The following is a 22,669-nucleotide window of genomic DNA, read 5'->3' as shown; positions in this document are numbered from 1 at the left end:
CCGCCGAGCGCATGTTAGTTCGTATCGCTCCCGGCGCCTGCGACCTGGCTGCTCGCATGATGATCCGGACGCGCGGCGATCGCCGCGACCGACTCCGCCGCCGACCACGCGGGCAGCGGTCAGGCAGGCTGGGCGACCGGCACCTCCCCGTGCCCGCCCGCGTGGGCCGTACCGGCCAACTCGACGGCGTACCGGTGGAGCAGGTCGGGCAGTGCGAAGATCACTTCGTGGGCGCAGACCTCGGTGTCGGGCGCGCCGACGATGCCCGCTTCGATGAGGTGCTCCAGGGCGAGGCCGGTGCTTCGGTCGTCGCGGCCCAACAGGTGCGACGCCTCGCCGAGGGTGAAGATCGGGCTGGGCAGCCGCCCCAGTTCGGCGAACTGCGCCTGCCCGGCACCGGGCAGGTCCCGCAGCGCGGCTCGCAGCCGCGGCCGCAACGTCAGCGACCCGATCTGCAGTTCGTCCAACACGGAGTCGGCTTCGGCCAACCGGTCGGCGAACTCCCGTAACGGCAGGTGGCGCAGCCCGGCGAGCTTGCTGCCCGCCACCGCGATCGCGAGCGGGAGCATCCCGGTGGCGCGGACGATGCGCTCCGCGGCGTCCCGGTCGGCCTCGATCCGGTCGCGCCCGATGTGCCGGGCCAGCATGTCGTACGACTCGGGCAGCGACAGCGGCCCCAGGGTCACCCGGTGGGCCTGGGCCAGACCGGACAGCCGCGCCCGGGACGTGAGCAGGAGCACCGACTCGCCGACCTGCGGGATGAGTGGACGGACGGACTCCTCGTCGGCGACATCGTCGACCACGACCAGGGCACGCCGCCGCGCGAGCCACGACTGCCAGCTGCCGTGCAGCCGCGCGGTCGACTCCCCCGGGCTGAAGACGCCGACGTCGTGCAGCAGGTCGTGCAGGAGCGCACCGGACGGGCGGGGTTCGCCGTGCGCATCGCGGGCACTGACGAACAGGCAGCCGTCGGTGAAGCTGTCGCGTACCTGGTGTGCGGCGTGGACGGCGAGGGCTGTCTTGCCGGTCCCGACCGGGCCGCTGACGATCGCCAGTCGTTCGGTACGGCCGCCGAGCACCCGCGTCGCGGCGCGGAGTTCGTCGGCGCGGCCGCTGAAACCGCCGATGTCGCGCGGCAGCGAGCACGGGCCGCCCGAGGCCCCGCCGAGAGCGGAGGACGGGGTGTCCGCCTCCAGCAGCAGGCTCTCCTGGAGCCGGGTCAGGGCAGCGCTCGGTGGCAGGCCGAACTCGCGGGCGAGGGTCCGGCGGAAGTCGTCGAAGACCGCGAGGGCTTCGGACTGCCGCCCCGCGTGCTGCAGGGCCGTCATCTGGATCATCCGTAGCCGCTCGCGGAAGGGGTCGGCCAGGATGATCTGCTCGATCTGGTCCATGACGACGCCCGGGCTGGACCGCATCGCCGTCTCGGCCCACGTCTCGAAGACGGTGACATAACGTCGGGACAGGCGTTGCGCCTCCGCCTCGATCACCGGTACGGCCGTCAGGCCCTCGAAGGCCGTACCGCGCCACAGGTCCAGGGCTTGGCGCAGGATGGTCGTCCCGGTGTGTCGCCGGTCCGCGTCGGCGAGGTGGGCACCTGCCCGCGACGCTTCGTCGAAGGTCAGCGAGTCGAGTTCGGCCGGTTCGACGACGATGACATAGCCCTGGTTGCGGTGCGAGATCCGGTCGGCCACTCCGGCCTGGCGCAGCTGACGTCGGAGGGTGCTGACGTAGACGTGCAGGTTCTTCCTGGCGGTGCGGGGCGGCCGGTCGCCCCAGACCGCCTCGACCAGGGCGTCGGTCGGCACGTGCCGGTTCGGGCTGCACAGCAGGACCGCCAGCACGATCTGCTGTTTGAGCGGCCCCAGCGGCAGGTCATGGCCGTGGGCCCGGACCCGCATGGGGCCCAGCACCGACAGGTGCAGGGCGGGCGGCGGCGCGGTCACGGTGAGCCTCCTGCCTGGTCTCGCGTTCGGGCCGTCGCGCCGGTCGGCTGGCGGCAAGGCGACGGTAGGAAGCGGTGCTCACCGCCCGCTCACCGCGCGCTCACCGCCGGGCGGCATACGCGAGCGCGAATGTGGGGGCGCGAATATGGGGGCGCGGCCCCCATGCGCGGGGGGTGTCGCGGCTGGCACATTGGCACCACTGCGTAGCAGCAAGTCCGGTGGGGAGGTCGTCATGGAGTTCGGGCTGCTCGGGCCGCTGCTGGTGCGCGATGGCGCCACCGAGGTCCCCGTCCCGGCGGCGCAGCAGCGGACGCTGCTCGCGGCGCTGCTGCTGCGGCTGCGGCAGGTGGTTCCGGCTTCGGAGCTGAGCGCGTCCATCTGCGGTGGCGCACACGCCCCCGAACGTGACCGGGCCTCGCTGCACTCGGCGGTCAACCGCCTGCGCCAGCGGCTGGGGCCCGCGATCAGGGCCCGGATCGTGACCAGGCCCGCCGGGTACCTCATCGACATCGCCGACGACGAGCTGGACCTGCGCCGGTTCGAGCTGCTGTACGAGCAGGGCCGCGCGGCCGCCCGTGAGGGCGACTGGGTCGCGGCCGCCGACCGGTTCCGGCTGGCCCTGAGCATGTGGCGCGGTGACCCGCTGGCCGACATCGACTGTCCCCGGCTGCGGCGTGAGCATCGCGACCACCCGGCCGAGCTGCGAGCACAGCTGCTGGAGTGGCGGGTCGAAGCCGACCTGCGGCTGGGCCGACACGAGCAGCTGTCGGCGGAGCTGCCGCGACTGACCGCCGAGTACGCGCTGCGCGAGCGTTTCCACGCGCAGTTGATGCTGGCGCTGCACCGGTGTGGGCGGCGTGGAGAGGCCCTGGCGGTGTTCCGCTCGGTGCGCGACATGCTCGCCGACGAGCTCGGCGTGGACCCCGGCCGGGTCCTGCAGCACCTGCACCGTCAGATCCTCGCCGGCGATCCGACGATCGACTGGAACCCGGTCGGGGCAGGCCGATGAGCACGATCGAAGCGCCCGATTCCGCGACGACCGACCCGACGGCACCGTGGTGGAGCCGCGGGGTCTCGGCCCACGATCGCGCCGAAGCCGGTACCCCGGACTGGGCCGTGTTCATCGGCGAGGCCCTGACCCACCGCCCGATCGCGGCCACGGCCGATGACCTTTCTCCGGTCGTGTCGCCGCTGGTGCGCCGGGCCGGTGACCTGCTGGCCCGCGGCGAATGGTCCGAGGTGGACCTGGCGGCGGTGCGGACCGGGTTCGAGCAGACCCTGACGGCGCGGCTGACCCGGCTGGCGGCCCGTACCCTCGTGCTGGAACTGCACGTGATGCGGGTGACCGGTCGGCTGACCGGCGACAGCCCGCAGCAGCGGTTCGCCGACTTCGTCGCCCGCCTGAGCCGCCCCACCGGCTTGTCCACCCTGTTCGGCGAGTATCCGGCGCTGGCCCGGGTCCTGGGCCGCACCTGCCTGCGGGCGGTCGACGCTTTCGCGGAGCTGCTGGACCGGCTGGCCGCGGACCGGGCTGATCTCGTCGCCAAGCTGCTCGGCGCCGATCCCGGTGCGCTGACCTCGGTACACACCGGCGCGGGCGACGGTCATCAGGGCGGGCGGTCCGTCGCCGTGCTGCGGTTCGCCTCCGGCGCCCGGGTCGTCTACAAGCCGCGGTCACTGGCGGTGGACGGCCTGTTCGCGGCCGTGCTGGCCTGGTTCGGCGCCGGGATCGGTGACGAGCTGCGGGTCCCGGCGGTGGTGGCGCGGCCCGGGTACGGCTGGACGGCCTACGTCGAACAGGCACCCTGCGTCGACCGGGCCGGAGTGCGGCGGTTCTACTTCCGCCAGGGTGCGCTGCTGGCGCTGCTGCGCGCTCTCGACGGCACCGACATCCACTACGAGAACCTGATCGCCTGCGGGGACCAGCCGGTGCTCATCGACGTGGAGACCCTGTTCCATCCGTCGCTGGCCCCGCCGGGACAGGATCCGGCCGCGCGGGCGCTGGTGGCGTCGGTGTACCGGTTGGCGCTGCTGCCACGGGTCGTCATCGGCCAGGACACGGCCCTGGACTTCTCCGGTCTCGGCGGGGACCGCGGCGGGAACCTGCCGTTCGACGGGGTGGACTGGCTGGACCCCGGCACTGACAGCATGCGGCTGATACGCCGCCCACTGGCTTTCGCCGGGGCGGCCAACCGGCCCACGCTGGACGGGGTCGACGCCGACCCGGGCGAGTTCACCGCCCAGGTGCTGGCCGGGTTCGCCGCCGGGCACGCCCAGCTCGCGCGCGGCGGCCGCGAGCTGGCCGAGCTGGTCACCGACGCGGCCGACTGCGAGATCCGGGTGGTGCTGCGAGCCACCAGGCTCTACGGCGAACTGCTCGACGAGTCGACCCATCCGACTCTGCTGGGCGACGCCGAGGACCTGGAAGGGGTATTGCGGACGCTGCACGAGCACGGACCCGGCGACGACCTGCTCGCCCGGGTCGTCGACGACGAGATCAGTCAGCTGCGCGACGGTGACATCCCCTACTTCACCACCCGGCCGGACTCGGTCGACCTGTTCAGCGCGACCGGACGCAGGTTCGACGGCGTGCTGCCCGAGCCGGGGCTGGCGTCGGTGCTGCGCAACATCGCCGCCACCAACGAGGTCGACCTGGCCGACCAGGAATGGATCATCCGGGCGGCCATGGCCACGCGTACGCCCGCCGACCCGCACACGGTGGACACCACGGTGACCGCCCCGGCGGCGGCGCTGGCCCCGGACACCGAACTGGTCCTGGCCGCGGCGCGCGGCATCGGCGACCAGATCGTGGCGCGGGCCTACCGCGAGGCAGGCGGTGCCTTCTGGCTCGGGTTGGAACTGCAGGACGACCGGCATTGGCAGTTGGCGCCGCTGGGCGCGAGCCTGGGCACCGGCTACTGCGGCACCGCGCTGTTCCTGGCCCAGCTCGCCCAGGTCACCGGCATCGACCGGTACGCCGACGTGGCCCACCAGGCACTGCGACCGGTGCCGGGCCTGCTCGGCTCGCTGGGTGCCCGGCCTGAGCAACTGGGCATCGTCGGGACCGGAGCGTTCGCGGGCCTGGGCGGCATCGCGTACGCGCTGAGCCAGCTGTCGGTGCTGCTGTCCGATCCCGACGTGGCCACCTGGGCCCGCCACGCCGTCGAGCTCACGGCCGCGACCGAGGACGCCGACGACGAGACCGGTGTGGTCACCGGAGCGGCGGGCGGGTTGGCGGCGCTGACCGCCGTCTGGGAGCTCACCGCCAACCCGGTGGCCTGGGGCGCGGCGTTCCGGCTGGCGCAGCGGTTGCGGCAGGCGCCTCTGCCCGCCGACCGCGGGTTCGCCCAGGGCGCGGTGGGCATCGGCTGGGCGCTGACCCGCTACGCCGCCGTCGCCGGCGATCCGGCCTGCCGGGCAACAGGCCTGGCCGCCATCCGGCGGGCTGCCGCGGCGACCGGCGGCCCGCTGTCGTGGTGCCGTGGCGTCACCGGCCTCGCCCTGGCCGTCGTCGACAGCCCCGCGGCGATGGCCGAACCCGACCTCGCCGCGATCGCCGCCGAGGTGGTCTCCCGGGTGGCGCGGCAGCCGGTGCTGCACAGCCACTGCCTCTGCCACGGCGAGTCGGGTGTGCTGGAACTGCTCGGCGCCATGGGCCCGGTGCCGATCGAACGGGCCAGTGCGCTGCTGGCCGCGATAGACCGTTTCGGGCCGCGCTGCGGCACCCCCGACGCGGTGCCGTCTCCGGGCCTGCTCACCGGGCTCGCGGGCATCGGCCAGGGGTTGCTGCGGCTCGGCTTCCCCACGAAAGTCCCCTCCGGGCTGCTGCTGCACGCCCGTCCGTCCCTCCACCCCGAAGGTGCCAACCATGAGTAACGCAGAACTGGTTCGACAGTGGAAGACCCCCGGTGCCGCCGATGCCGAGCACCCGGCTGGGGAAGTGCTGCCGCGCGCGGTCCGACCGATCGGCGGTCGGGCCCTGCTGCTGGCCGGGCAGTCGATCAGCGGTTCGCAGGCCGCGTACGACTCGTGGACACTGTCGCCGAGTCCGCTCACCATGACGGTCGGTTGTTAGGCGTCCGCGCCGGTTGCGGCGGTGGCGGATCTCCGCCACCGCTGTGAAATCACATTGTTCGATGGCGTTGCTATTGTGGGCCGATGCCTGCCAGGTCACCATTCCTCGTCGGCAGGCGCCGGGAACTCGGCGTCCTCGACGCGGCCGTCGACGGTGCGCGGCAGGGACGGGGCAGCGCCGCGTTCCTGCTGGGCGAGGCGGGCATCGGCAAATCCCGCCTGGTCAACGAATGCCTGTACCGGGCCAGTGCCGCCGGGATGCGCACGCTGCGCGGACGCGGCAGCCCGACCGGCGCCGACGTCGCCTTCCGGCCGCTGACCGAGGCGCTGTCGGCGCTGATGCGCACCGGTGGGCCGCCCGACACCGCCGACCTCGACCCGTACCGCCCGGCGTTGGCGCGGCTGGTCCCCGAGTGGCGCACCGCGGCCGCCCAGCGAGCCGACAACCTGCTCGAACTGTCCGAGGCGCTGCTGCGGCTGCTGGCCGTCCTGGGCGCGCAGGGCGGCACCCTGCTGGCGCTGGAGGACCTGCACGACGCCGACCCGGACACCGTGACCGTGGTCGAGTACCTGCTCGACAACGTCGCCGACCTGCCGGTAGCGGTGGTGGCGACGCTACGGCCGGAGCAGGGACCGGCCGCCGACCTGGCGACCGCGGCCGGGCAGCGGCGTGCCGCAACGGTCTGCCAGTTGACCGCGCTCAGCGCGGCGGAGACCGGCCAGATCGCGGCCGCCTGCCTCGACGTGCCCGCCGACGAGGTGCCCGGCGCCGTCCTGGACCGGCTGGTCCGCGACGGTGCGGGCAATCCGTACCTCATCGAGGAACTGCTCAGCGACATGGTCGACTCCGGCACGCTGCGCCCCGCGGACGGCGGCTGGCACCTGGACGGGGATCTCGGCCTGGCCGTGCCGCCGTCCATCGTGCAGAACTACCGCCGCCGCCTCGACCGGCTCGGTCCGCAAACGCGTGAGCTGCTGATCACGGCGGCCGTCCTCGGGCAGCGCTTCGCGCTGCCGACCCTGCGGCTGGTCACCGGGCACGAGGAGCGGCAACTGTTCCACCACCTGCGCGCGGCCGCGGACGGGTACTTCATCACCCCCGATGGGGCGGCACCGGACTGGTACACCTTCCGCCACGCGCTGACCACCGACGCGATCCTCGCCGCCCTCATGCCGGGTGAGAGCGCCTCGATCGCGCGGGCCGCGGCCGCGACCCTGGAGCAGGCCGATCCCGCGCCATCCGACGAGCGCCGGCTGCTGCTGGCCGACCTGTACCTCAAGGCCGGGCAGCCCGCCCCGGCGGCCCGGCACTACGCGCAGGTCGGCTGCCGGGCCCTGGCCAGCGGCGCCACCGGCACCGCCGAGGCCCTGCTCGAACGCGCGCACCACCTGGCCGCCGCCGACGAGCGGCCCGCCGTCGCCGAGCAGCTGATCTACGCCACCGCCGGGCAGGGGCGTCTGGACAACGCGTTGGCCCTGGTCGAGTCCACGACCGCGGTCGGCGCCGCGCCGCTGGCCCCGGCCCGGCGGCTGGCCATGCACACGCGGCTGGCCTGGACCGCGGTCTCCGTCGACCGTATCGACGACGCCACCGCGCAGGTCGAAGCCGCCCGGTCGCTGCTGCCGACAGCCGCCGGGCCGGAGCACACCGCCGCGCTCACCGTGATCGAAGCCCACCTGGTCTTCCGCTCCCCTACCCCGTCCACATCCGACCCGCGCGCCGACTCCGAACGCCTCGCCCGACTCGCCGCCGAGCAGGCCGAGCAGGGTTCGCTGCCCGAGGTCGCCTGCCAGGCGCTGCAGCTGCTGGCGCTGCTGGCTCGCGAACGCGGTTTCGCCACCGCCCAGCGCTACCTGGAACGCATGCTCGCCCTGGCCGAGCAGCACGACCTGCCCGTATGGCGGGTCGAGGCGCTGCTGCGGCTCGGCGTCAACGACTTCATGCGCACCGGCGACACCGCGCGGCTGCGCCGAGCCCGCCAGGCCGCCTTCGACCTCGGTTCGATCGTGCTCGGCCACAACGCCGAGAGCGTGCTGGCCCTCAGTGCGGTGCTCACCGCCGATCCGGGCGCGGCCCAGGACATCATCGACCGGTGCCTGGACGCCACCGCCCGCCTGCGCACCACGCACGACCACCGGTACCTGCTGCTGGTCGCGGCGGCGCTGGCCGCCCACCACGGTCGGCGGCAGGACATGGAGCGCCAGTTGGCGGCGTTCACCCGCGAGGGCGGCGCCGCCTCGCTGCTGTACCCGCTGTCGCTGGGCCTGTGCCGGGCGGTGTGCGCACTGCTGGAGGAGGACCGCGACCTGGCCGCCGCCGACCTGGCGACGATGGCCGCGTGGGAGATCGGCAATCCGCAGGTCTACTACCTGTCCGGCCGCTACGGGCTGCACACCCTGCTGGAGGTGCTGGCTGAACGCGCGGACGGGGCCGACCACGCGGCCGCGGCGGCCACCCCGGCCGCCGAACTGCGCTGGAACCGGCACTTCCTCCTGCTCGCCGACGCGGTCCTGCTGGGCCGGGCCGGTCGCGCCGACGACGCCGCGCGCACGTTCGAGGCGGCCCAGGCCGCGGCGGCGCCGTTCCCGATGGCGCGGGCGCTGGGCCTGCGGTTGGCGGCCGAGGCCGCGATCGAGGACGGGTGGGGCGAGCCGGCGGCCTGGCTGCGTACCGCCGAGGAGTTCTTCCACGCGGCGGGAGTGCCCGCTGTGGTCGGGGCGTGCCGGTCGCTGCTGCGCCGCAGCGGCGCGCGGGTGGCTCAGCGCCGTGACGGACGGGACGACATCCCGGCGCCCCTGCGCCAGCGCGGGGTGACCGTCCGCGAGTACGAGGTGCTCGTCCAGCTCGCCGACCGCCTCGGCAACCCGCAGATCGCCCGGCGGCTGTACATCTCGCCCCGTACCGTCGAAAAGCATGTGGCCAGCCTGATCGCGAAGACCGGCTGCCGCGACCGTGCGGACGTCTGCGACTACGCGGCGACCCTGGTCACCCCGGACCCGGCCCGGCCCGGCAGCCGGGCCCGGTGAGCCAGCGGCCGTCGGACTCGCGAAGCGCCTGACGACGCCGGCGACGGGGCGCCTACCCGGTCACGTGCTGCCACAGCAAGAACAGACCCCAGGCGACCGGCACGGCGAGCCAGCCCAGCAGGGTCGCCAGCGTGCCGAAGCCGAACGCGGCCCAGGCGCCGACCGCCTTCGACCTGAGCCGGTGCGTCACGATCACCACGGCTGCGACGGTCCCCAGCGAGGTCGCCAGGAACAGCGCACCGCCCCCGACGATCGCCAGGACGATTCCCAGGAAACCGCCCCAGCCCTGCCCGGTAGACCCCGGCCCGGCCGTGAAGATCCACACCACCACCGCGAGCAGCGACACCGCGAACGGCACGTTCCACCCGAGCGGCGTCACCAGCGCGACCCGGCGCGCGCGGTTGTACGTGAGGACGGCGACGAGGTCCGGCGGCGTTTCGATCATGCCCGGAAGTATGCCGACGGCAGTCAGGGCCGCATATCCGAGGGCTACCTCGACAAGGCCTTTCAAGACATCGACATCGATTGACGTCCGGCAACCGAGGGCGTACGGTGCGACGGAAAGCGCTTTCCGTTCACATTCGAGAGGAGTTTCGCGGATGCACGTCACCACCCTGCTGCGCCGCACGGCCCGGCGGCCCCTGACCGTCGCCGTCGCCTGCCTGGCCGCAGCCGCCACGGTGGCCGCCCTGACCGTCACCGCGGCCTCGGCAGCCACCCTGTTCACCGACGACTTCCAGGACGGCGACTCGTCCGGCTGGACCGCCTCCGGCGGCACCTGGTCGGTCACCGCCGATGGCAGCAACGTGCTGCGCCAGTCCGGCACCAGCTCCGACGCCCGCGCTCGTGCCGGGTCGTCGAGCTGGACGAACTACACCGTCACCGCCCGGGCGAAGCCGACCGCCTTCAACGGTTCCAACCGGTTCGTCGCCCTGCTCGCCCGCGCCCAATCGAGCACCAGCTACTACTACCTGGCGTTGCGATCCAACAACACCGTCGAGCTGAAGAAGCTGGTGAGCGGCTCGTCCACCACCCTGGCCACCGGCGCGGTGACCGTCACCGCCGGGACCTGGTACACCCTGTCGCTGTCGGTCTCCGGCACCAGCCTGCGCGGCACCGTCAACGGCGGTACGGCACTGAGCGCCACCGACAGCCAGTTCTCCGGCGGCGGCATCGGCGTGGCCACCTACTACGCCGCCGCCTCCTTCGACGATGTAACCGTCGCCGACAGCACCGTCCCCTCGCCCAGCCCGTCCGCATCCTCGTCGGCGTCGCCATCAGCCTCCCCGTCAGCCTCGCCGTCGACGAGTCCGTCCCCGCCCGGGGCCGTGATCACGGTGGCCAAGGACGGCACCGGGAACTTCAGCACGGTGCAGGCCGCTGTGAACGCGGTACCCGCGAACAACACGGGCCGCGTCACGATCAGCATCAAGCCGGGCACCTACCGGGAACTGGTGACCGTACCCTCGAACAAGCCGTACGTCTCCTTCGTCGGCACCACCGGCAATGCCGCGGACGTCGTCATCACGTACGACAACGCCAGCGGCACCCCCAAACCCGACGGCAGCGGCACCTACGGCACCACCGGCAGCTCCACCGTCTTCCTCGACGGCAACGACTTCACCGCCCGAAACCTGACCTTCGCCAACTCCTTCGACGAGGCGGGCCACGACTACAGCGCCGAGCAGGCCGTCGCGGTGACCACCCGGGGCGACCGGCTCATCTTCGACAACGTGCGGTTCCTCGGCAACCAGGACACACTCCAGCCGAGCTCGCCGAGCACGTCGACCGTCAGCCGGGCCTACTATCGCAACTGCTACATCGAGGGCGACGTCGACTTCATCTTCGGCCGGGGCACCGCCGTCTTCGACCGGTGCGAGATCCGGTCGCTGGACCGCGGCTCCACCAGCAACAACGGGTACGTCACCGCCGCGTCGACCAGCATCGCCAACCCGTACGGCTACCTGTTCACCCGGTGCACACTGACCGCGCAGGCGGGCACGGCGGCCAAGAGCGTCCACCTCGGACGGCCCTGGCACCCCAGCGGCGACGTCAACGCCATCGCGCAGGTGCTCTACCGCGAGTCCACGCTGGGCGCGCACATCCTGGACTCGCCCTGGGCCGACATGTCCGGCTTCTCCTGGCGCGACGCCCGCTTCGCCGAATACCGCGACACCGGCCCCGGCTCGGTGGTCACCGCCGACCGGCCGCAACTGGCCGACGCCGACGCACCGACGTACACCGCGCAGCGATACCTGGCCGGAACCGACGGCTGGAACCCGGTCTACTGACCTGACGCCGATCCCGTCGGGGAACCCGTTCCAGCGGGTCCCCGACGGGACGGGCCTCAGCCGGGCTGCTCGTCGCCTCGGATGCGAGCGTGCAGGTGCATGTCGTGCCGACCGTCGGAGTGGATCGCGTCGCTGCGCTTGGTGCCCTCCAGGAGGAAACCAGCCTTGACCGCCACCCGGCAGGAGGCCTCGTTTCGGGTCGAGTGATCCAGATGCAGCCGGTGGAAACCGGCCTCCCGCAGCGCCCATCCGCTCAAGGCCGTCAGCGCGCGGGAGGCCACACCCGTGCCTCGGGCGGCCGGAAGCACCCAGTACCCGCACCCGGCGACACCGTCGTCGAGGTTCAACGAGCCCATGGCCATGCGCCCCAACACCTCACCACCGCCGCGGGTCACCGCCCAACACGCACCGGTCTCCTGCGCCCAGGCCTGCCGATACTGTTCGAACCATGCCCGGACCTGGTCTTCGGACGCGGGTTGCCGAGTGTGCCAGTGCTGGATCTGCGGGTCCTGGTAGGCGGCGAAGAAGACCGGGGCGTCGGATGTCTCCCAGGGCCGCAGGAGCAGGTCGCCCGGGGCGGCGAGCACCGGTTGCGGGTTGGCGGCGAGGGCTCCGGCCGGGATGGCGGGCGGCGTCGAAAGTGGTTGCCTCACGCCACATCCTCCCCCGAAGATGATCACCTACGTCAAGTTCGGGCATGCGGTCGACGTTGGTCAGGCGGGCACGGCCACGGTTGCCAGGGCATCGGTCAGCCGCCGCAGGTGAGGCGGCGGCGATTCGAGCAGCGGAAGGCGCACCGTCGCGTGCGGGATGACGCCGAGTTCCGTCAGGGCGGCCTTGGCCATGATCGCCCCTTGCGAGGTACGCATGATCGCCTCCGTCAACGGGATCAGCGAGCCTTGGATCGACCGGGCCGAGTCCAGGTCACCGGCGCGCACCGCTCGAATGAGTTCGGCGGTGCGGTCGGCGACGACGTTGCCCACGACGCTGACCACGCCGGTGGCACCGCAGGCGAGGTAGGGCAGGTTGAGCTCGTCGATGCCGCAGTAGTAGGCCAGCGACGTGCGGGCCATCACCGACATCGCTTCGAACAGGTCGCCCTTGGCGTCCTTGACCGCGCGGATGCGTGGATGGTCGGCGAGTTCGACCAGCGTGGACGCCTCCATGGCGATCCCGGAACGGGCAGGGATGTCGTAGAGCATCACCGGCAGCTCGGTGGCGTCGGCCACCGCCACACAGTGGGCCACCACCCCCGCCTGAGTCGGCTTGGAATAGTAGGGGCAGACCAGCAGTAACGCGTCCGCCCCAGCCGCCTCAGCCTCGCGTGCGCGGTGAACGCTGGCGGCCGTGTCGTAGGTGCCGACACCGGCGATCACCCGCGCCCGACCCTTCGCCTGGGCCGCCACGGCACCGACGAGCCGGGCGGCCTCGGCGTCGGTCAGTGTCGGCGACTCGCCGGTGGTGCCCCCGACGACCAGGCCGTCGCATCCGGTGGCCAGCAGGTGGTCGACGAGGCTGGCGAGCCCCGGTTCGCTGATCGCGCCGTCGGGTCGCATCGGGGTCACCATGGCGACGAGGTTGGTGCCGAAGAGCAGGTCGGCGGAGGTCCGTGGGTCAGTCATGGGTCGATCCTCCCGGCCTCGATACCAGCGGTCCAGCGATGCTTTCTTCGCGGTATTGCGTAGCCTGGCTTCATGATTGATGTCGGGGCGCTCCGGGCGCTGCGAGCGGTGTCCTCGCTCGGAACGTTGGCACGGGCCGCCGACGAGCTCGGGTTCACCGCTTCGGCGGTGTCGCAGCAGCTCAAGAGGCTGGAACGTCAGCTCGGCGTGCCCGTGCTCGCGGCAGCGGGGCGCGGGGTCGTGCTCACCCCGGCCGGGCAGGCCCTGGTCGACTCGGCGCCGGAAGTGTTCCAGGCCCTGGAGCGATGTGCCGAGGCGGCACAGTCGGTCTCGGCCGGTGCGCCGCGCGGGACGCTGCGCGTGGTGGCCTTCTCGACCGCGATCCGCGGCCTGCTCGCACCCGCCCTGCCGCAACTGTCGGCGAGCTGCCCCGAGCTGCGGGTACACGTCACCGAGCAGGACCCTGACCAGGCCCTGCGCAGCATCGACTCCGGGACCGCCGACCTCGCCCTCGTCCACGACGCCGACGGGCTGCCCGCTCCGCTGCCGCCGTCGCTGACTCAGCGTCGGGTACACATGGACGTCGGCGACGTGGTCATGCGGCATACGCATCCGCTCGCCCGGCACGACGGGCCACTCGCCGCGACCGATCTGGCCGGTTGCGCGTGGGTCACCAGCCCGCCCGGGTCGGTGTGCCACCAGTGGTTCCGGCGGCTGTTCGCCGACGTGCCCGACGAACCCGACGTACGTCATCTGGTGGACGACTTCGCCACCCAACTGTCGCTGGTCGCCTCGGGCGACGTCCTTGCCCTGATCCCGCGCCTGGCCCGCCCGCCGCTGGGTGAAGGGCTGGTCTCGCGACCGCTGCGGCGACAACCGAAGCGCGAGGTGTACGCGGCATGGCGGCGCAGCGCCGACGCCAGCCCGGCGATCCGCGCCATACTCACGGAACTGGGCTTGGCGAGCAGCCGTACGGGCGTGTCCGAAGTCGGAGTCTAGGCGGGGTCGGCGGTGCCGTCGGTGCCCGACCGGAGCTGGGCGAACGCCTGGTCGGCGTCGGCCACGGCCTCGGGGTGGACGTCGCGGGCCGTACGCCCGTCGGCGAGCTTCTGCCAGTTCGTCTGGGCCAGCACCCGCTGCACCGCCAGCACCTGTGCCGCTTGCAGCCGGGCGGTGATGCCGGAGCCGAGAACGTCCGCCAGCGCCTTCTCGTCGTCGAGCAGGTACTGGGTGACGCGTCCCGCGAGGCTCGGGGTGGTGAACACCAGCCGATGAAACGCCAGCACCTCGGGATGGTCGTTGAGGCCGGTGACGGGGTCATACCGGTCGAGTCCGGCCCGGAAGTGCTGGTGCAGTGCGGTCAGCGGGGTGACGTCGGGCCCACGGTCTCGCACGACGCGGGCCGCTTCGCCGCCGTGGTCGGCGAAGCGGTGCAGGACCAGGTCTTCCTTCGTGGCGAAGTAACGGAAGAGGGTCGGTTTGGACACCTCGGCCGCCGCGGCGATGTCGGCGACCGAGACGGCGTCGAAGCCGTGCGCCAGGAACAGCGAAATCGCCGTGTCGGCGATGGTGTCGTGGGTGCGCGCCTTCTTGCGGGCACGCAGCCCTGTCGGCTCGATCACGGGCGCCAGCGTAACATTAGTTACCGAGTTGCTTTTTTAACTCGGTAACGTTTTCATGGAGGTATGACACAGACAGATGTCCTCGTGGTCGGTGCCGGTCCGACCGGCTTGACGCTCGCGTGCGATCTCGCCCGGCGCGGCGTGGCGGTGCGCATCATCGATCGGGCGCCCGAATTCCCGCGCGGTTCCCGCGGCAAGGGGCTCAGCCCGCGCAGCCTGGAGGTGTTCGACGACCTCGGGGTGATCGAACCCATGCTGGCCGCCGGGGCGACTCACCTGCGGCACCGCAAGTACCGGGGTGCGGAGGTCGTCGCCGAGGTCGACCCGGAAGCCGGGGTGGTGCCCACGCCGGACCGGCCGTACCCGACCGGGCTGATGATCCCGCAGTGGCGGGTGGAGCAGCTCCTGCGCGAGCGGCTGGCAGACTTCGGCGTCGCCGTCGAGCTGGACGCCGAACTGCGCGGCTTCGACCAGCACGCCGACGGAGTGACCGCCACGGTCGGCCAGAGCCGGATCCAGGCGCGATACCTGGTCGGCTGCGACGGGGGCCGCAGCACCGTGCGCAAGGCGCTAGGGCTGAGTCTGCGCGGTCACACCCCGGACGTCCAGCTCATGGCCGTGGGTGACGTCGAGGTCGACGGGCTCGGTCGCGACGCCTGGCACCAGTGGTTCACCGGCGACGGCGCGATCATGCTGTGTCCGCTGCCCGGCACCGACGCCTTCCAGGTGCAGGCGTCGCATGAGGTCGACCAGGACGGGGCGCCGCTGGAGCCGACGCTGGCACGCTTCCAGCAGACCTTCGACCGGGTCGCCGCCGTCCCCGGTGTCCGGTTGCGCGACCTGACATGGCGCTCGAGCTACCGGGTCAACGTCCGCATGGTCGACCAACTGCGGGTGGGCCGCGTGTTCCTCGCCGGGGACGCCGCGCACGTGCACCCGATCGCGGGTGGCCTCGGCATGAACACCGGCGTCCAGGACGCCTACAACCTCGGCTGGAAACTGGGCCTCGTGCTGGCCGGACACGCCACCCCGAGCCTGCTCGACACATACGAGGAGGAACGGCTGCCGATCGCCAGTTGGCTGCTCGACATCACGTCGGAGCGGCTCGACGCGGTCCTCGACGCGATCAAGCACACGGGCGGCGGCGTCGACGCCGTGGCGGCCCCCGAACTCAGCCAGCTCACGCTCGGGTACCCCTGGAGCCGCCTCTCCGTCCGGGCCGCGAGCCCGGCCGCCGGTGTCCGACCGGGCGACCGGGCACCCGACGCGACGCTGCGGGACCCGGTGACCGGCTCGCCCGTCCGCCTGTTCGACCTGTTCCGCGGACCGCACTTCACCCTGCTCGGCCTGGGTGAGCGCGGCGGCGCGGCGCCCAACTGCGCCGAAACCGCCCTCGTCACGTCATACCTCGTCGGGCCGGGCGGCCTGCTCGACGCCGACGGACACGCCGCACGCGCGTACGGCACCGGCGCCCTGGTCCTCGTCCGCCCGGACGGGTACGTCGGGCTGGTCGCCGACGCCGCACAGCCACAGGCGGTCGCCGGGTACCTGCGCTCGCTGTAGGCGGACCGGCCCCGCGCTGTCCGGAAGCTGTGGGGGCTGTTCGGCGCCTTCCCGGGTAGGCTGGCCGAGACGGCACGCCGAAGCTTGAACGCTGGACGGCACCCAGGGCTCACGTGGAACTCGCGGTTTTTCGCGTCGTCGCGTCACCGACATCGACACCGATTCAACCTTGGGGAGCCCACCATGGCCGATCGTACGCTGCACAGAAGGCGATCCGGATCGCTCGGCCACGGGTACACCCGCGGTATGGAGGCGGCCGCGCGGCAGACCCGCGAGTTCCGTTGCGCCAACGGGCACCTGTTCGAGCTGCACTTTGCTGTCGACATCGACGTGCCCTCGGCCTGGGACTGCAAGTTCGACGGTAGTGTGGCGCGGCTGGTCGGAGGTCCTGAGCCGGTCGCGCTGGACGGCACCGGGCGGCGTACGCCGTGGGACATGCTGCTGGAGCGGCGCTCGATCGAGGATCTGGAAGTGCTCCTGGCCGAACGGCTGGCGGTGGCACGCGCCAAGCGCGGCCGCTGACCTGGCCTCACGGGCGGAGCCGGTCACGACGCAAGTATTCCCGTTCGTCCGGGTCGGGCACGACACACCGGTTTATGGCCCGGCGGCCCGCCGCGATGACGGTGCGCGTGTATGGTGGAGAGACAGTTTCTTGTTCGTGGTTGCTTCCACCATCCTGGGCCATCGTCCGGGACCGGTTCTCCTTTCGGATCGCCGCTGGTTTCACCGCTGCTCGAGACGGCCCACGGGGCCTCGCAGCGAGCGCGGCCCATCCGTAGAAGGAGAACATCAATGGCTACCGGTACCGTGAAGTGGTTCAATGCCGACAAGGGCTTCGGCTTCATCACCGTCGACGGCGGCACCGCCGACGTCTTCGTGCACCACTCCGTGATCCAGCTCGACGGTTACCGCGAGCTGCGCGAGAACGAGCGCGTCGAGTTCGAGATCGTGCAGGGCCCGAAGGGTCCGCAGGCTGACGTCGTACGCCTCGCCTGATCTTCCCTGCCGCGCCCGGCGCGGCACGGAACACCCCCAGCCGACTGGTTCCTGGCTTCATGTCGGGAGCCAGTTCGGCACCTCATCCACATCGGTCCGTTACCCTGTCGACTCTCCCCGCACACCGCGGGTCGAGAGCCTTCGCGCGGCGTGCCGACAGCGAAAGGCTCCACTTTGACCAGCATCGCAACACCCCCGCCCGTGCGCCGTCGCAGGCGCCGTCCGGGTCGCAACTCCGGCGTGGTCGCCGTCAAGGCGACCAACACCACCACCGCCAACACCACCGCACCGCCGCCCGCCGCTCCGGTCCGTCCCGACGCGACCAGTTTCAGCGAGCTGCCGGTGCACCCCTCGCTCATCAGCCTGCTCAACTCGCATGGCATCAGCGTGCCCTCGCCGATCCAGGCACGCACCATCGCCGACGCGGTCGCGGGACGCGATGTGCTCGGCCGGGCTCGTACCGGCTCGGGCAAGACTCTCGCCTTCGGGCTGCCGATCCTGACCCGCCTGGCCGGCCGCCGTGCCCGTGCCCGCCAGCCGCTGGCCCTGGTGCTGGTCCCCACCCGTGAACTGGCGGCCCAGGTCGCCACCGCGCTGGCCCCGTACGCCAAGGCGCTGGCGCTGCGCACCGTCACCGTCGTGGGTGGACTGTCCCTGGGCCGCCAGAGCGACCAGCTGCGCGCGGGCACCGAGATCGTGATCGCCACCCCGGGCCGCCTCATCGACCTGCTCGAGCGCGGCGACTGCAAGCTCGACGAGGTGGCCGTCACCGTGCTCGACGAAGCCGACCAGATGGCCGACATGGGCTTCCTGCCGCAGGTCAGCTCGCTGCTGGCCGCTACCGCACCGGGCGGTCAGCGGATGCTGTTCTCGGCCACGCTCGACGGTGAGGTCGACCGGTTGGTCCGGCGCTTCCTGACCAACCCGGCCCGGCACTCGGTGGACCCGCCGGCCGGCGCGGTCACCACCATGGAGCACCACCTGCTGCATGTCACTGCGGCCGACAAGGACACCGCGACGGCGCACATCGCCGCCCGCGACGGCCGAGTGATCATGTTCGTGAAGACCAAGCACCGGGCGGACCGGGTCGCACGGCGGCTGCTGGCCAGCGGCGTCACCGCGGCCGCGCTGCACGGCGGGAAGTCCCAACCCCAGCGCACCCGCATCCTCGACCAGTTCAAGTCGGGCACGGTCAACGCGCTGATCGCCACGGACCTGGCCGCCCGCGGCATCCACATCGACGATCTCGACCTGGTCGTCAACATCGACCCGCCGACCGATTCCAAGGACTACCTGCACCGCGGCGGCCGGACCGCCCGCGCCGGGCGCAGCGGCACCGTGGTCACGCTCGTGACGGCAGACGAGCAGCGGGAGACCGCTCGCCTGCTTGCCGCCGCCGGGGTCGCCGCACGGGTCACCACCGTTCGGCCGCACGACGCCGAGCTCTCCCGCATCACCGGAGCGCGTACGCCGTCGGGCACCCCGGCCGTGCTGGCCGCGCCCGTTTCCGCCGAGCGGGAGTCGGCACCGGCGGCCCGATCGTCGCGCCGCGGCCGCGGTCGCGGACGCTTCTCCCGCTGACACCCGACGAACGGAGGTCGGCTCACCTGCGGTGACGCCGACCTCCTGCCGGGGTGGTGGCCCCCGGCGCGGGGCGGCCCCCGCCCGCCGGGCGCAGCACATGGAACCGGCCGACAGTGGTGCCACCACTGTCGGCCGGTTCCGGCGTATCGGTGCCCGGCGGCACCAGCAGGTCGTCGGCGCGGCAGGCGTGCAACGCGGCTCGCACCGGCCTGGGGGCGTTGACGACCGTGAGGGCGATTCCGCGGCGCAGCGCCACGGTCCGGTAGCCGGTCAACGCTCTGATCGCGGCGAGGTCGATGGCCTCCGTATGCGACAGGTCTATGGACAGGCGGCCGGTGTCCAGCCGGTCCAGAGCCGTGCCGACCACGTTTCCGAGCTGGTCGGCAGTCGTGCTGCCGAGGCGCCCGCGCACGGTCAGATACATGCCGACGGGTGAGGTGTACAGGCGCAACTGCAGCGGCTGGCTCATTCGGACTCCCGCGGAGGGCGGCGGGTCGGGCTTGAGGATGCCCGGTTCACCAGCATGCTCAAACCTCGCCGGCCCAACTTCTGCGCAATATCGCGTCGCCCGACACGGTCGGCGCCGCCCCCGTTTCAAGCCGCACCTGGCGGGCATCTCCGGAAGGCGTGGCGCCGAAGGCCGTTCGGCCTGGCGGCGCGCGTTTTCTGTACGGACACCTCAGGGAGGTAGCGGCGTGACGCGGGCCGAGGCACCAGACACACAGGTCCCGTCCGGGGACGAAGGCTCAACCGACGACGCCGCGGTGCGGCCGGTCAGCCGCTGGCGGCCCAGTGCGCTGCTCGGCGCCTACGCGCGGGTCGTGGTCTGGCTGCGCTGGCTGATCGTGGCGCTGTGGCTGGCCGCGACCGCCGCCGCGGTGGTGTACCTGCCCGCGCTCGGCAACGGGGGCAGCGACCTCGGCCAGCTGGTGTCGGTCGACAACCCGGCGATCCGCAGCGAGGTCCGCTCCTACGACAAGTTCGGCGTTCCGCTGCTGAGCCGGGTGGCCCTCGTCCAGCGCGATCCGCGCGGGCTGCCCGCGTCGGTGCAGACCGAGGCGGTGACCCGGGCTAGGGCGGTCAGCCAGGGCGAGTACCCGGACGCCAAGCCGATCCTGGCCGCGGTACCGGTGTCCAACACTCTCGGCCTGCTGCCCGGCTCCCGGGAGAGCAACACCACGATCATCACCTACCTGTTCACCGCCCCCGACGTCACCTTCGCCGATCAGCTGGCCGCGGCGCAGAAGTTCGCCGCCGCGCACTACGACGGTGACGACGCCGTCGTCGGTGTCACCGGGTCGGTGCCCGCCCGGGTCGAGCAGGGCAACATCGTCCTTTCACATCTGCCGTGGTTGGAGGCGGTCACCGTCCTGGCGGTGTTCGTGATCGTGGCGTTCGCGTTCCGATCGGTGGTGGCGCCGCTGCTGGCCCTTGGCGTCGCGGGCGTGGCGATCGTGCTCACCCTGCACGTCGGCGGCGCGCTCGCGCAGCGGCTCGGCGTGCCGGTGCCGCAGGAGACACAGCCGCTGCTGGTGGCGCTGCTGCTGGGCGTGGTGACCGACTACGTCGTGTTCTATCTGTCGGCGGTGCGGACGCGGCTGGCCGCCGGCGCCGATCGGCTCGACGCGGCCCGCCACGCCACGGCACGCTTCACCCCGATCATCGCGACCGCCGGCGCGACTGCCGCCGCGGGCACCGGCGCCCTGGTCGTCGCCGGATCGGCCGCGTTCCGCGCGTTCGGTCCCGGGATGGGCGTAGCCGTGCTCATCGGCATGATCGTGGCGGTCACGCTGGTGCCCGCGCTCCTGGCCATCATGGGTCCGGCCGCGCTGTGGGCGCCTCGCCGCGACGCTGCCGCGGACCCGGCCGACGCCGACCCCGCGCCGCCGAGCGGCCGGTGGGCGCGCCTGCTCACCCGGCCGTGGTTCGCCTTTCCGGTGCTGCTGCTATGCGCCGCCGGGCTGGTCACCGCCGCGCTGCCGGTACGCCACATGTCGCTGGGTGTGTCGTTCATCGAGGCGCTGCCCACCGACCACCCCGCGCGCAGGGCGGCGACCGAGGCCGAGTCGGGCTTCGCCAAGGGCATCCTGTCCCCCACCGAGTTGCTGCTGGAAGGCGCCGGTGTGGCGTCCCATGAGGAACAGCTCGCCAAACTGCAGGAGTCGCTGCGTAAGGTCCCCGGGGTCGCGGCGATCGTCGGACCGGGCGACGGCGCGGTGCCCGAGGATCTGCACCTGTTCCGGTCGTCCGACCAGGCGGCCGCCCGCTACCTGCTGATCCTGTCCGACGAACCACTCGGCGCCACCGCCGTGGGCACGCTGACACGGTTGGAGGAGCAGTTGCCCGGCCTCCTGCGCTCGGCCGGGCTCGCCGACGTACAGACCAGCGTCGGCGGCGACACCGCGATCGCCAAGGTGATCGTCGACCAGACCGTCAGCGACCTGGGCCGGATCGCCCTGGCGGCGCTGGCGGCGAACCTGCTGTTCCTCATGCTCTACCTGCGGGCGTTCGCGGTGCCGGTGGCGCTGCTGGCGTGCAGCGTGCTGGCGATCGGCGCCGCCCTCGGCGCGACCACGTGGCTGTTCCAGGACCACCTGGGCGCCGACGGGCTGACCTTCTACGTTCCGTTCGCCGCCGCGGTGCTGCTGGCCGCGCTGGGCTCGGACTACAACATCTTCGGCATCGGCCCGGCGTGGAACGAGGCCCGCCGACGACCGCTGCGTGACGCGCTGGCGATCACGCTGCCGCAGTCTGCTCGTGCCATCCGCACCGCCGCGTTCACCCTCGCGGTCAGTTTCGGCCTGCTGGCGCTGGTGCCACTGCGCCCGTTCCGAGAACTGGCGTTCGCGCTGGCGGTGGGCATCATGCTCGACGCGTTCGTGGTGCGCTCGGTGCTGGCCCCGGCGTTGCTGTCGGTGATGGACGCGCTCGGCGGCCCGAACGGCCTGCGGCGGGTCCGCACCATGGTCCACGTCCGGCGCGGGTCGCGCTCCCCCGCCGCCGAGGAACCGGACGCCGACGTGCCGGTCTCCGCGACGTCGTAGGCGTCGCTGCCCGCCCGAGGCGCCGTGACCGCCTGCGCGGTCACGGCGCCGACACTGCCCGGCCAGGGCGGCACGGCAGCGTCGCGGTTCAGTTGTCGAAAGTGCCTGCGTGCGCCGGTGGTGATGCCCCTAGACGAAGTTACCTCCGGCAGCGGCCGGGCGAGGCCGGACCGGCACACCGGCCGCGCTACGGCTCGACCACCGAGGAGTCCTGCGACGTGGTCGGTTCCAGGTCGGGGCCGTCTGGGTGACGGAGACGACGACCTTCAGCGCCTCAGGCGACCAGGCCGAGCATCATGGAGATCTGGGCGGTGCGGGACTGGTCGACCCGGGTCGCCAGGGCGAGCGCGGCGGCGTTGGTGCCCGAGGACAGTTCCATCCGGGCGTACTCGACGGCCTGGTGCTGGCGGCCGATGAGGAGGTTGAGCAGGACCTTGTCGTACTCGCGGTCGGAGGCCTCGCGCAGGGCCTTCAGCTCGGCGGCGGGGTCGGCGGGCAGACCACCGTGTCCGGCGTGGAGTCCGGCGTCGGCGGCCGGGGCGCTCGCCTTGCCCCAGCCGACGAGCCACTCTTCGATCGTCTTCTGCTCATCGGCCTGGGTGGCGGCGATCGCGGCGGCCAGCTGCCGGACCTTGTCGCTGACGGCGCGGGTGCGCGCGGTGTCGAGCAGCGCGGCGGCGGGCTGGTACTGGGCCAGCATCATCTGGGCGAACATCACGTCGGTGTCGTTGAACCCGCCCGTCTCCGACACCACCGGTGGCGGCGTGCCGGGCGGGGTGGCGGGGGCGGGCTGGGCGCCGTCGGGGGCGCAGCCGGTCAGCAGCAGGACGACGGCGACGAGCAGGGCGGGGTACTTCATGAGCGGGCTCCTCGGTGGGGCCGGGTCCGCGCCCGGCATCGGCG

The 22,669-nt window shown here is 72.6% G+C and carries 18 protein-coding genes; 11 read left to right on the top strand and 7 right to left on the bottom strand.

The annotated features are described in order from the left end of the window. Positions 1–119: 119 nt before the first annotated feature. Positions 120–1,943 (bottom strand): AfsR/SARP family transcriptional regulator, encoded by a 1,824-nt coding sequence (locus tag KUA19_RS10855; protein ID WP_217396058.1) that lies wholly within the window; start codon positions 1,941–1,943, stop codon positions 120–122. A 232-nt stretch (positions 1,944–2,175) separates the two neighbouring features. On the opposite strand from KUA19_RS10855, the gene KUA19_RS10850 reads away from it, so the two are divergent. The 4 genes from KUA19_RS10850 (at position 2,176) to KUA19_RS10835 (ending at position 9,044) form a co-directional block, all read left to right on the top strand. Further along, positions 2,176–2,952 (top strand): AfsR/SARP family transcriptional regulator, encoded by a 777-nt coding sequence (locus KUA19_RS10850; RefSeq protein WP_217396057.1) that lies wholly within the window; start codon positions 2,176–2,178, stop codon positions 2,950–2,952. Further along, positions 2,949–5,819 carry a type 2 lanthipeptide synthetase LanM family protein gene (locus tag KUA19_RS10845; RefSeq protein ID WP_217396056.1) on the top strand — a complete coding sequence of 957 codons (2,871 nt, stop codon included), beginning with the start codon at positions 2,949–2,951 and terminating at the stop codon, positions 5,817–5,819. Before KUA19_RS10850 ends, KUA19_RS10845 begins: the two co-directional genes overlap by 4 nt. Further along, positions 5,812–6,018, top strand: a complete 207-nt coding sequence (locus KUA19_RS10840) for a hypothetical protein (protein WP_217396055.1) — start codon at positions 5,812–5,814, stop codon at positions 6,016–6,018. The genes KUA19_RS10845 and KUA19_RS10840 overlap by 8 nt, the downstream gene beginning before the upstream one ends. Positions 6,019–6,101: 83 nt before the next feature. Then, a complete protein-coding gene (locus KUA19_RS10835; RefSeq protein ID WP_217396054.1) occupies positions 6,102–9,044 on the top strand; it encodes a helix-turn-helix transcriptional regulator in 2,943 nt (980 codons plus the stop codon). Positions 9,045–9,096: 52 nt separating this feature from the next. Here the strand turns inward: KUA19_RS10835 and KUA19_RS10830 are convergent, their stop codons facing one another. Next, positions 9,097–9,489, bottom strand: coding sequence for a hypothetical protein (locus KUA19_RS10830; RefSeq protein WP_217396053.1), 393 nt, complete (start codon positions 9,487–9,489; stop codon positions 9,097–9,099). A 154-nt stretch (positions 9,490–9,643) separates the two neighbouring features. Here KUA19_RS10830 and KUA19_RS10825 point away from each other — a divergent pair, with 154 nt between their 5' ends. Then, the gene (locus tag KUA19_RS10825; protein WP_254549186.1) at positions 9,644–11,335 is read left to right on the top strand and encodes a pectinesterase family protein; all 1,692 of its coding nucleotides are present in this window, start codon (positions 9,644–9,646) and stop codon (positions 11,333–11,335) included. A 56-nt stretch (positions 11,336–11,391) separates the two neighbouring features. Here KUA19_RS10825 and KUA19_RS10820 read toward each other — a convergent pair whose 3' ends face one another. Beyond that, positions 11,392–11,988: a GNAT family N-acetyltransferase gene (locus tag KUA19_RS10820; protein WP_217396052.1), complete on the bottom strand. Its 597-nt coding sequence runs from the start codon at positions 11,986–11,988 to the stop codon at positions 11,392–11,394. 60 nt (positions 11,989–12,048) lie between these two features. After that, a complete protein-coding gene (dapA, locus tag KUA19_RS10815; protein ID WP_217396051.1) occupies positions 12,049–12,957 on the bottom strand; it encodes a 4-hydroxy-tetrahydrodipicolinate synthase in 909 nt (302 codons plus the stop codon). 72 nt (positions 12,958–13,029) lie between these two features. Here dapA and KUA19_RS10810 point away from each other — a divergent pair, with 72 nt between their 5' ends. Further along, the gene (locus KUA19_RS10810; protein ID WP_217396050.1) at positions 13,030–13,956 is read left to right on the top strand and encodes a LysR family transcriptional regulator; all 927 of its coding nucleotides are present in this window, start codon (positions 13,030–13,032) and stop codon (positions 13,954–13,956) included. On the opposite strand, the gene KUA19_RS10805 is transcribed toward KUA19_RS10810, so the two are convergent. Then, a complete protein-coding gene (locus tag KUA19_RS10805) occupies positions 13,953–14,579 on the bottom strand; it encodes a TetR/AcrR family transcriptional regulator (protein WP_217396049.1) in 627 nt (208 codons plus the stop codon). The two genes, KUA19_RS10810 and KUA19_RS10805, sit on opposite strands and share 4 nt — an antisense overlap. A 63-nt stretch (positions 14,580–14,642) precedes the next feature. Between KUA19_RS10805 and KUA19_RS10800 the strand changes: the two genes are divergently transcribed. The 4 genes from KUA19_RS10800 (at position 14,643) to KUA19_RS10785 (ending at position 18,719) form a co-directional block, all read left to right on the top strand. Beyond that, positions 14,643–16,142: an FAD-dependent oxidoreductase gene (locus KUA19_RS10800; RefSeq protein WP_217396048.1), complete on the top strand. Its 1,500-nt coding sequence runs from the start codon at positions 14,643–14,645 to the stop codon at positions 16,140–16,142. A gap of 183 nt (positions 16,143–16,325) precedes the next feature. After that, complete coding sequence (locus KUA19_RS10795) at positions 16,326–16,664, top strand: RNA polymerase-binding protein RbpA (protein ID WP_217396047.1); 339 nt, start codon at positions 16,326–16,328, stop codon at positions 16,662–16,664. A gap of 270 nt (positions 16,665–16,934) precedes the next feature. Then, entirely contained in the window at positions 16,935–17,138 is a 204-nt protein-coding gene (locus KUA19_RS10790) for a cold-shock protein (protein ID WP_217396046.1), read from the top strand. 201 nt (positions 17,139–17,339) lie between these two features. After that, positions 17,340–18,719 carry a DEAD/DEAH box helicase gene (locus KUA19_RS10785; RefSeq protein WP_308167414.1) on the top strand — a complete coding sequence of 460 codons (1,380 nt, stop codon included), beginning with the start codon at positions 17,340–17,342 and terminating at the stop codon, positions 18,717–18,719. 22 nt (positions 18,720–18,741) lie between these two features. On the opposite strand, the gene KUA19_RS10780 is transcribed toward KUA19_RS10785, so the two are convergent. Next, positions 18,742–19,191: an STAS domain-containing protein gene (locus tag KUA19_RS10780; protein ID WP_217396045.1), complete on the bottom strand. Its 450-nt coding sequence runs from the start codon at positions 19,189–19,191 to the stop codon at positions 18,742–18,744. A gap of 226 nt (positions 19,192–19,417) precedes the next feature. Here KUA19_RS10780 and KUA19_RS10775 point away from each other — a divergent pair, with 226 nt between their 5' ends. After that, a complete protein-coding gene (locus KUA19_RS10775; protein ID WP_217396044.1) occupies positions 19,418–21,766 on the top strand; it encodes an MMPL family transporter in 2,349 nt (782 codons plus the stop codon). 274 nt (positions 21,767–22,040) lie between these two features. Here KUA19_RS10775 and KUA19_RS10770 read toward each other — a convergent pair whose 3' ends face one another. Beyond that, the gene (locus KUA19_RS10770; RefSeq protein ID WP_217396043.1) at positions 22,041–22,625 is read right to left on the bottom strand and encodes a DUF305 domain-containing protein; all 585 of its coding nucleotides are present in this window, start codon (positions 22,623–22,625) and stop codon (positions 22,041–22,043) included. Positions 22,626–22,669: the final 44 nt, after the last annotated feature.

Origin of the sequence: Catellatospora tritici (assembly GCF_019083965.1) — a bacterium.
In the GTDB taxonomy this organism is placed as follows: domain Bacteria; phylum Actinomycetota; class Actinomycetes; order Mycobacteriales; family Micromonosporaceae; genus Catellatospora; species Catellatospora tritici.
This window is presented reverse-complemented; position numbering and strand designations above follow the sequence as displayed.

What these genes read in the sequence shown, in the direction of transcription:
- KUA19_RS10850 (WP_217396057.1), top strand. Translation starts at nt 2,176, where the DNA reads ATGGAGTTCGGGCTGCTCGGGCCGCTGCTGGTGCGCGATGGCGCCACC.
- KUA19_RS10840 (WP_217396055.1), top strand. Translation starts at nt 5,812, where the DNA reads ATGAGTAACGCAGAACTGGTTCGACAGTGGAAGACCCCCGGTGCCGCC.
- dapA (WP_217396051.1), bottom strand. Translation starts at nt 12,957, where the DNA reads ATGACTGACCCACGGACCTCCGCCGACCTGCTCTTCGGCACCAACCTC.
- KUA19_RS10790 (WP_217396046.1), top strand. Translation starts at nt 16,935, where the DNA reads ATGGCTACCGGTACCGTGAAGTGGTTCAATGCCGACAAGGGCTTCGGC.
- KUA19_RS10780 (WP_217396045.1), bottom strand. Translation starts at nt 19,191, where the DNA reads ATGAGCCAGCCGCTGCAGTTGCGCCTGTACACCTCACCCGTCGGCATG.
- KUA19_RS10795 (WP_217396047.1), top strand. Translation starts at nt 16,326, where the DNA reads ATGGCCGATCGTACGCTGCACAGAAGGCGATCCGGATCGCTCGGCCAC.
- KUA19_RS10770 (WP_217396043.1), bottom strand. Translation starts at nt 22,625, where the DNA reads ATGAAGTACCCCGCCCTGCTCGTCGCCGTCGTCCTGCTGCTGACCGGC.
- KUA19_RS10800 (WP_217396048.1), top strand. Translation starts at nt 14,643, where the DNA reads ATGACACAGACAGATGTCCTCGTGGTCGGTGCCGGTCCGACCGGCTTG.
- KUA19_RS10845 (WP_217396056.1), top strand. Translation starts at nt 2,949, where the DNA reads ATGAGCACGATCGAAGCGCCCGATTCCGCGACGACCGACCCGACGGCA.
- KUA19_RS10825 (WP_254549186.1), top strand. Translation starts at nt 9,644, where the DNA reads ATGCACGTCACCACCCTGCTGCGCCGCACGGCCCGGCGGCCCCTGACC.
- KUA19_RS10810 (WP_217396050.1), top strand. Translation starts at nt 13,030, where the DNA reads ATGATTGATGTCGGGGCGCTCCGGGCGCTGCGAGCGGTGTCCTCGCTC.
- KUA19_RS10835 (WP_217396054.1), top strand. Translation starts at nt 6,102, where the DNA reads ATGCCTGCCAGGTCACCATTCCTCGTCGGCAGGCGCCGGGAACTCGGC.
- KUA19_RS10830 (WP_217396053.1), bottom strand. Translation starts at nt 9,489, where the DNA reads ATGATCGAAACGCCGCCGGACCTCGTCGCCGTCCTCACGTACAACCGC.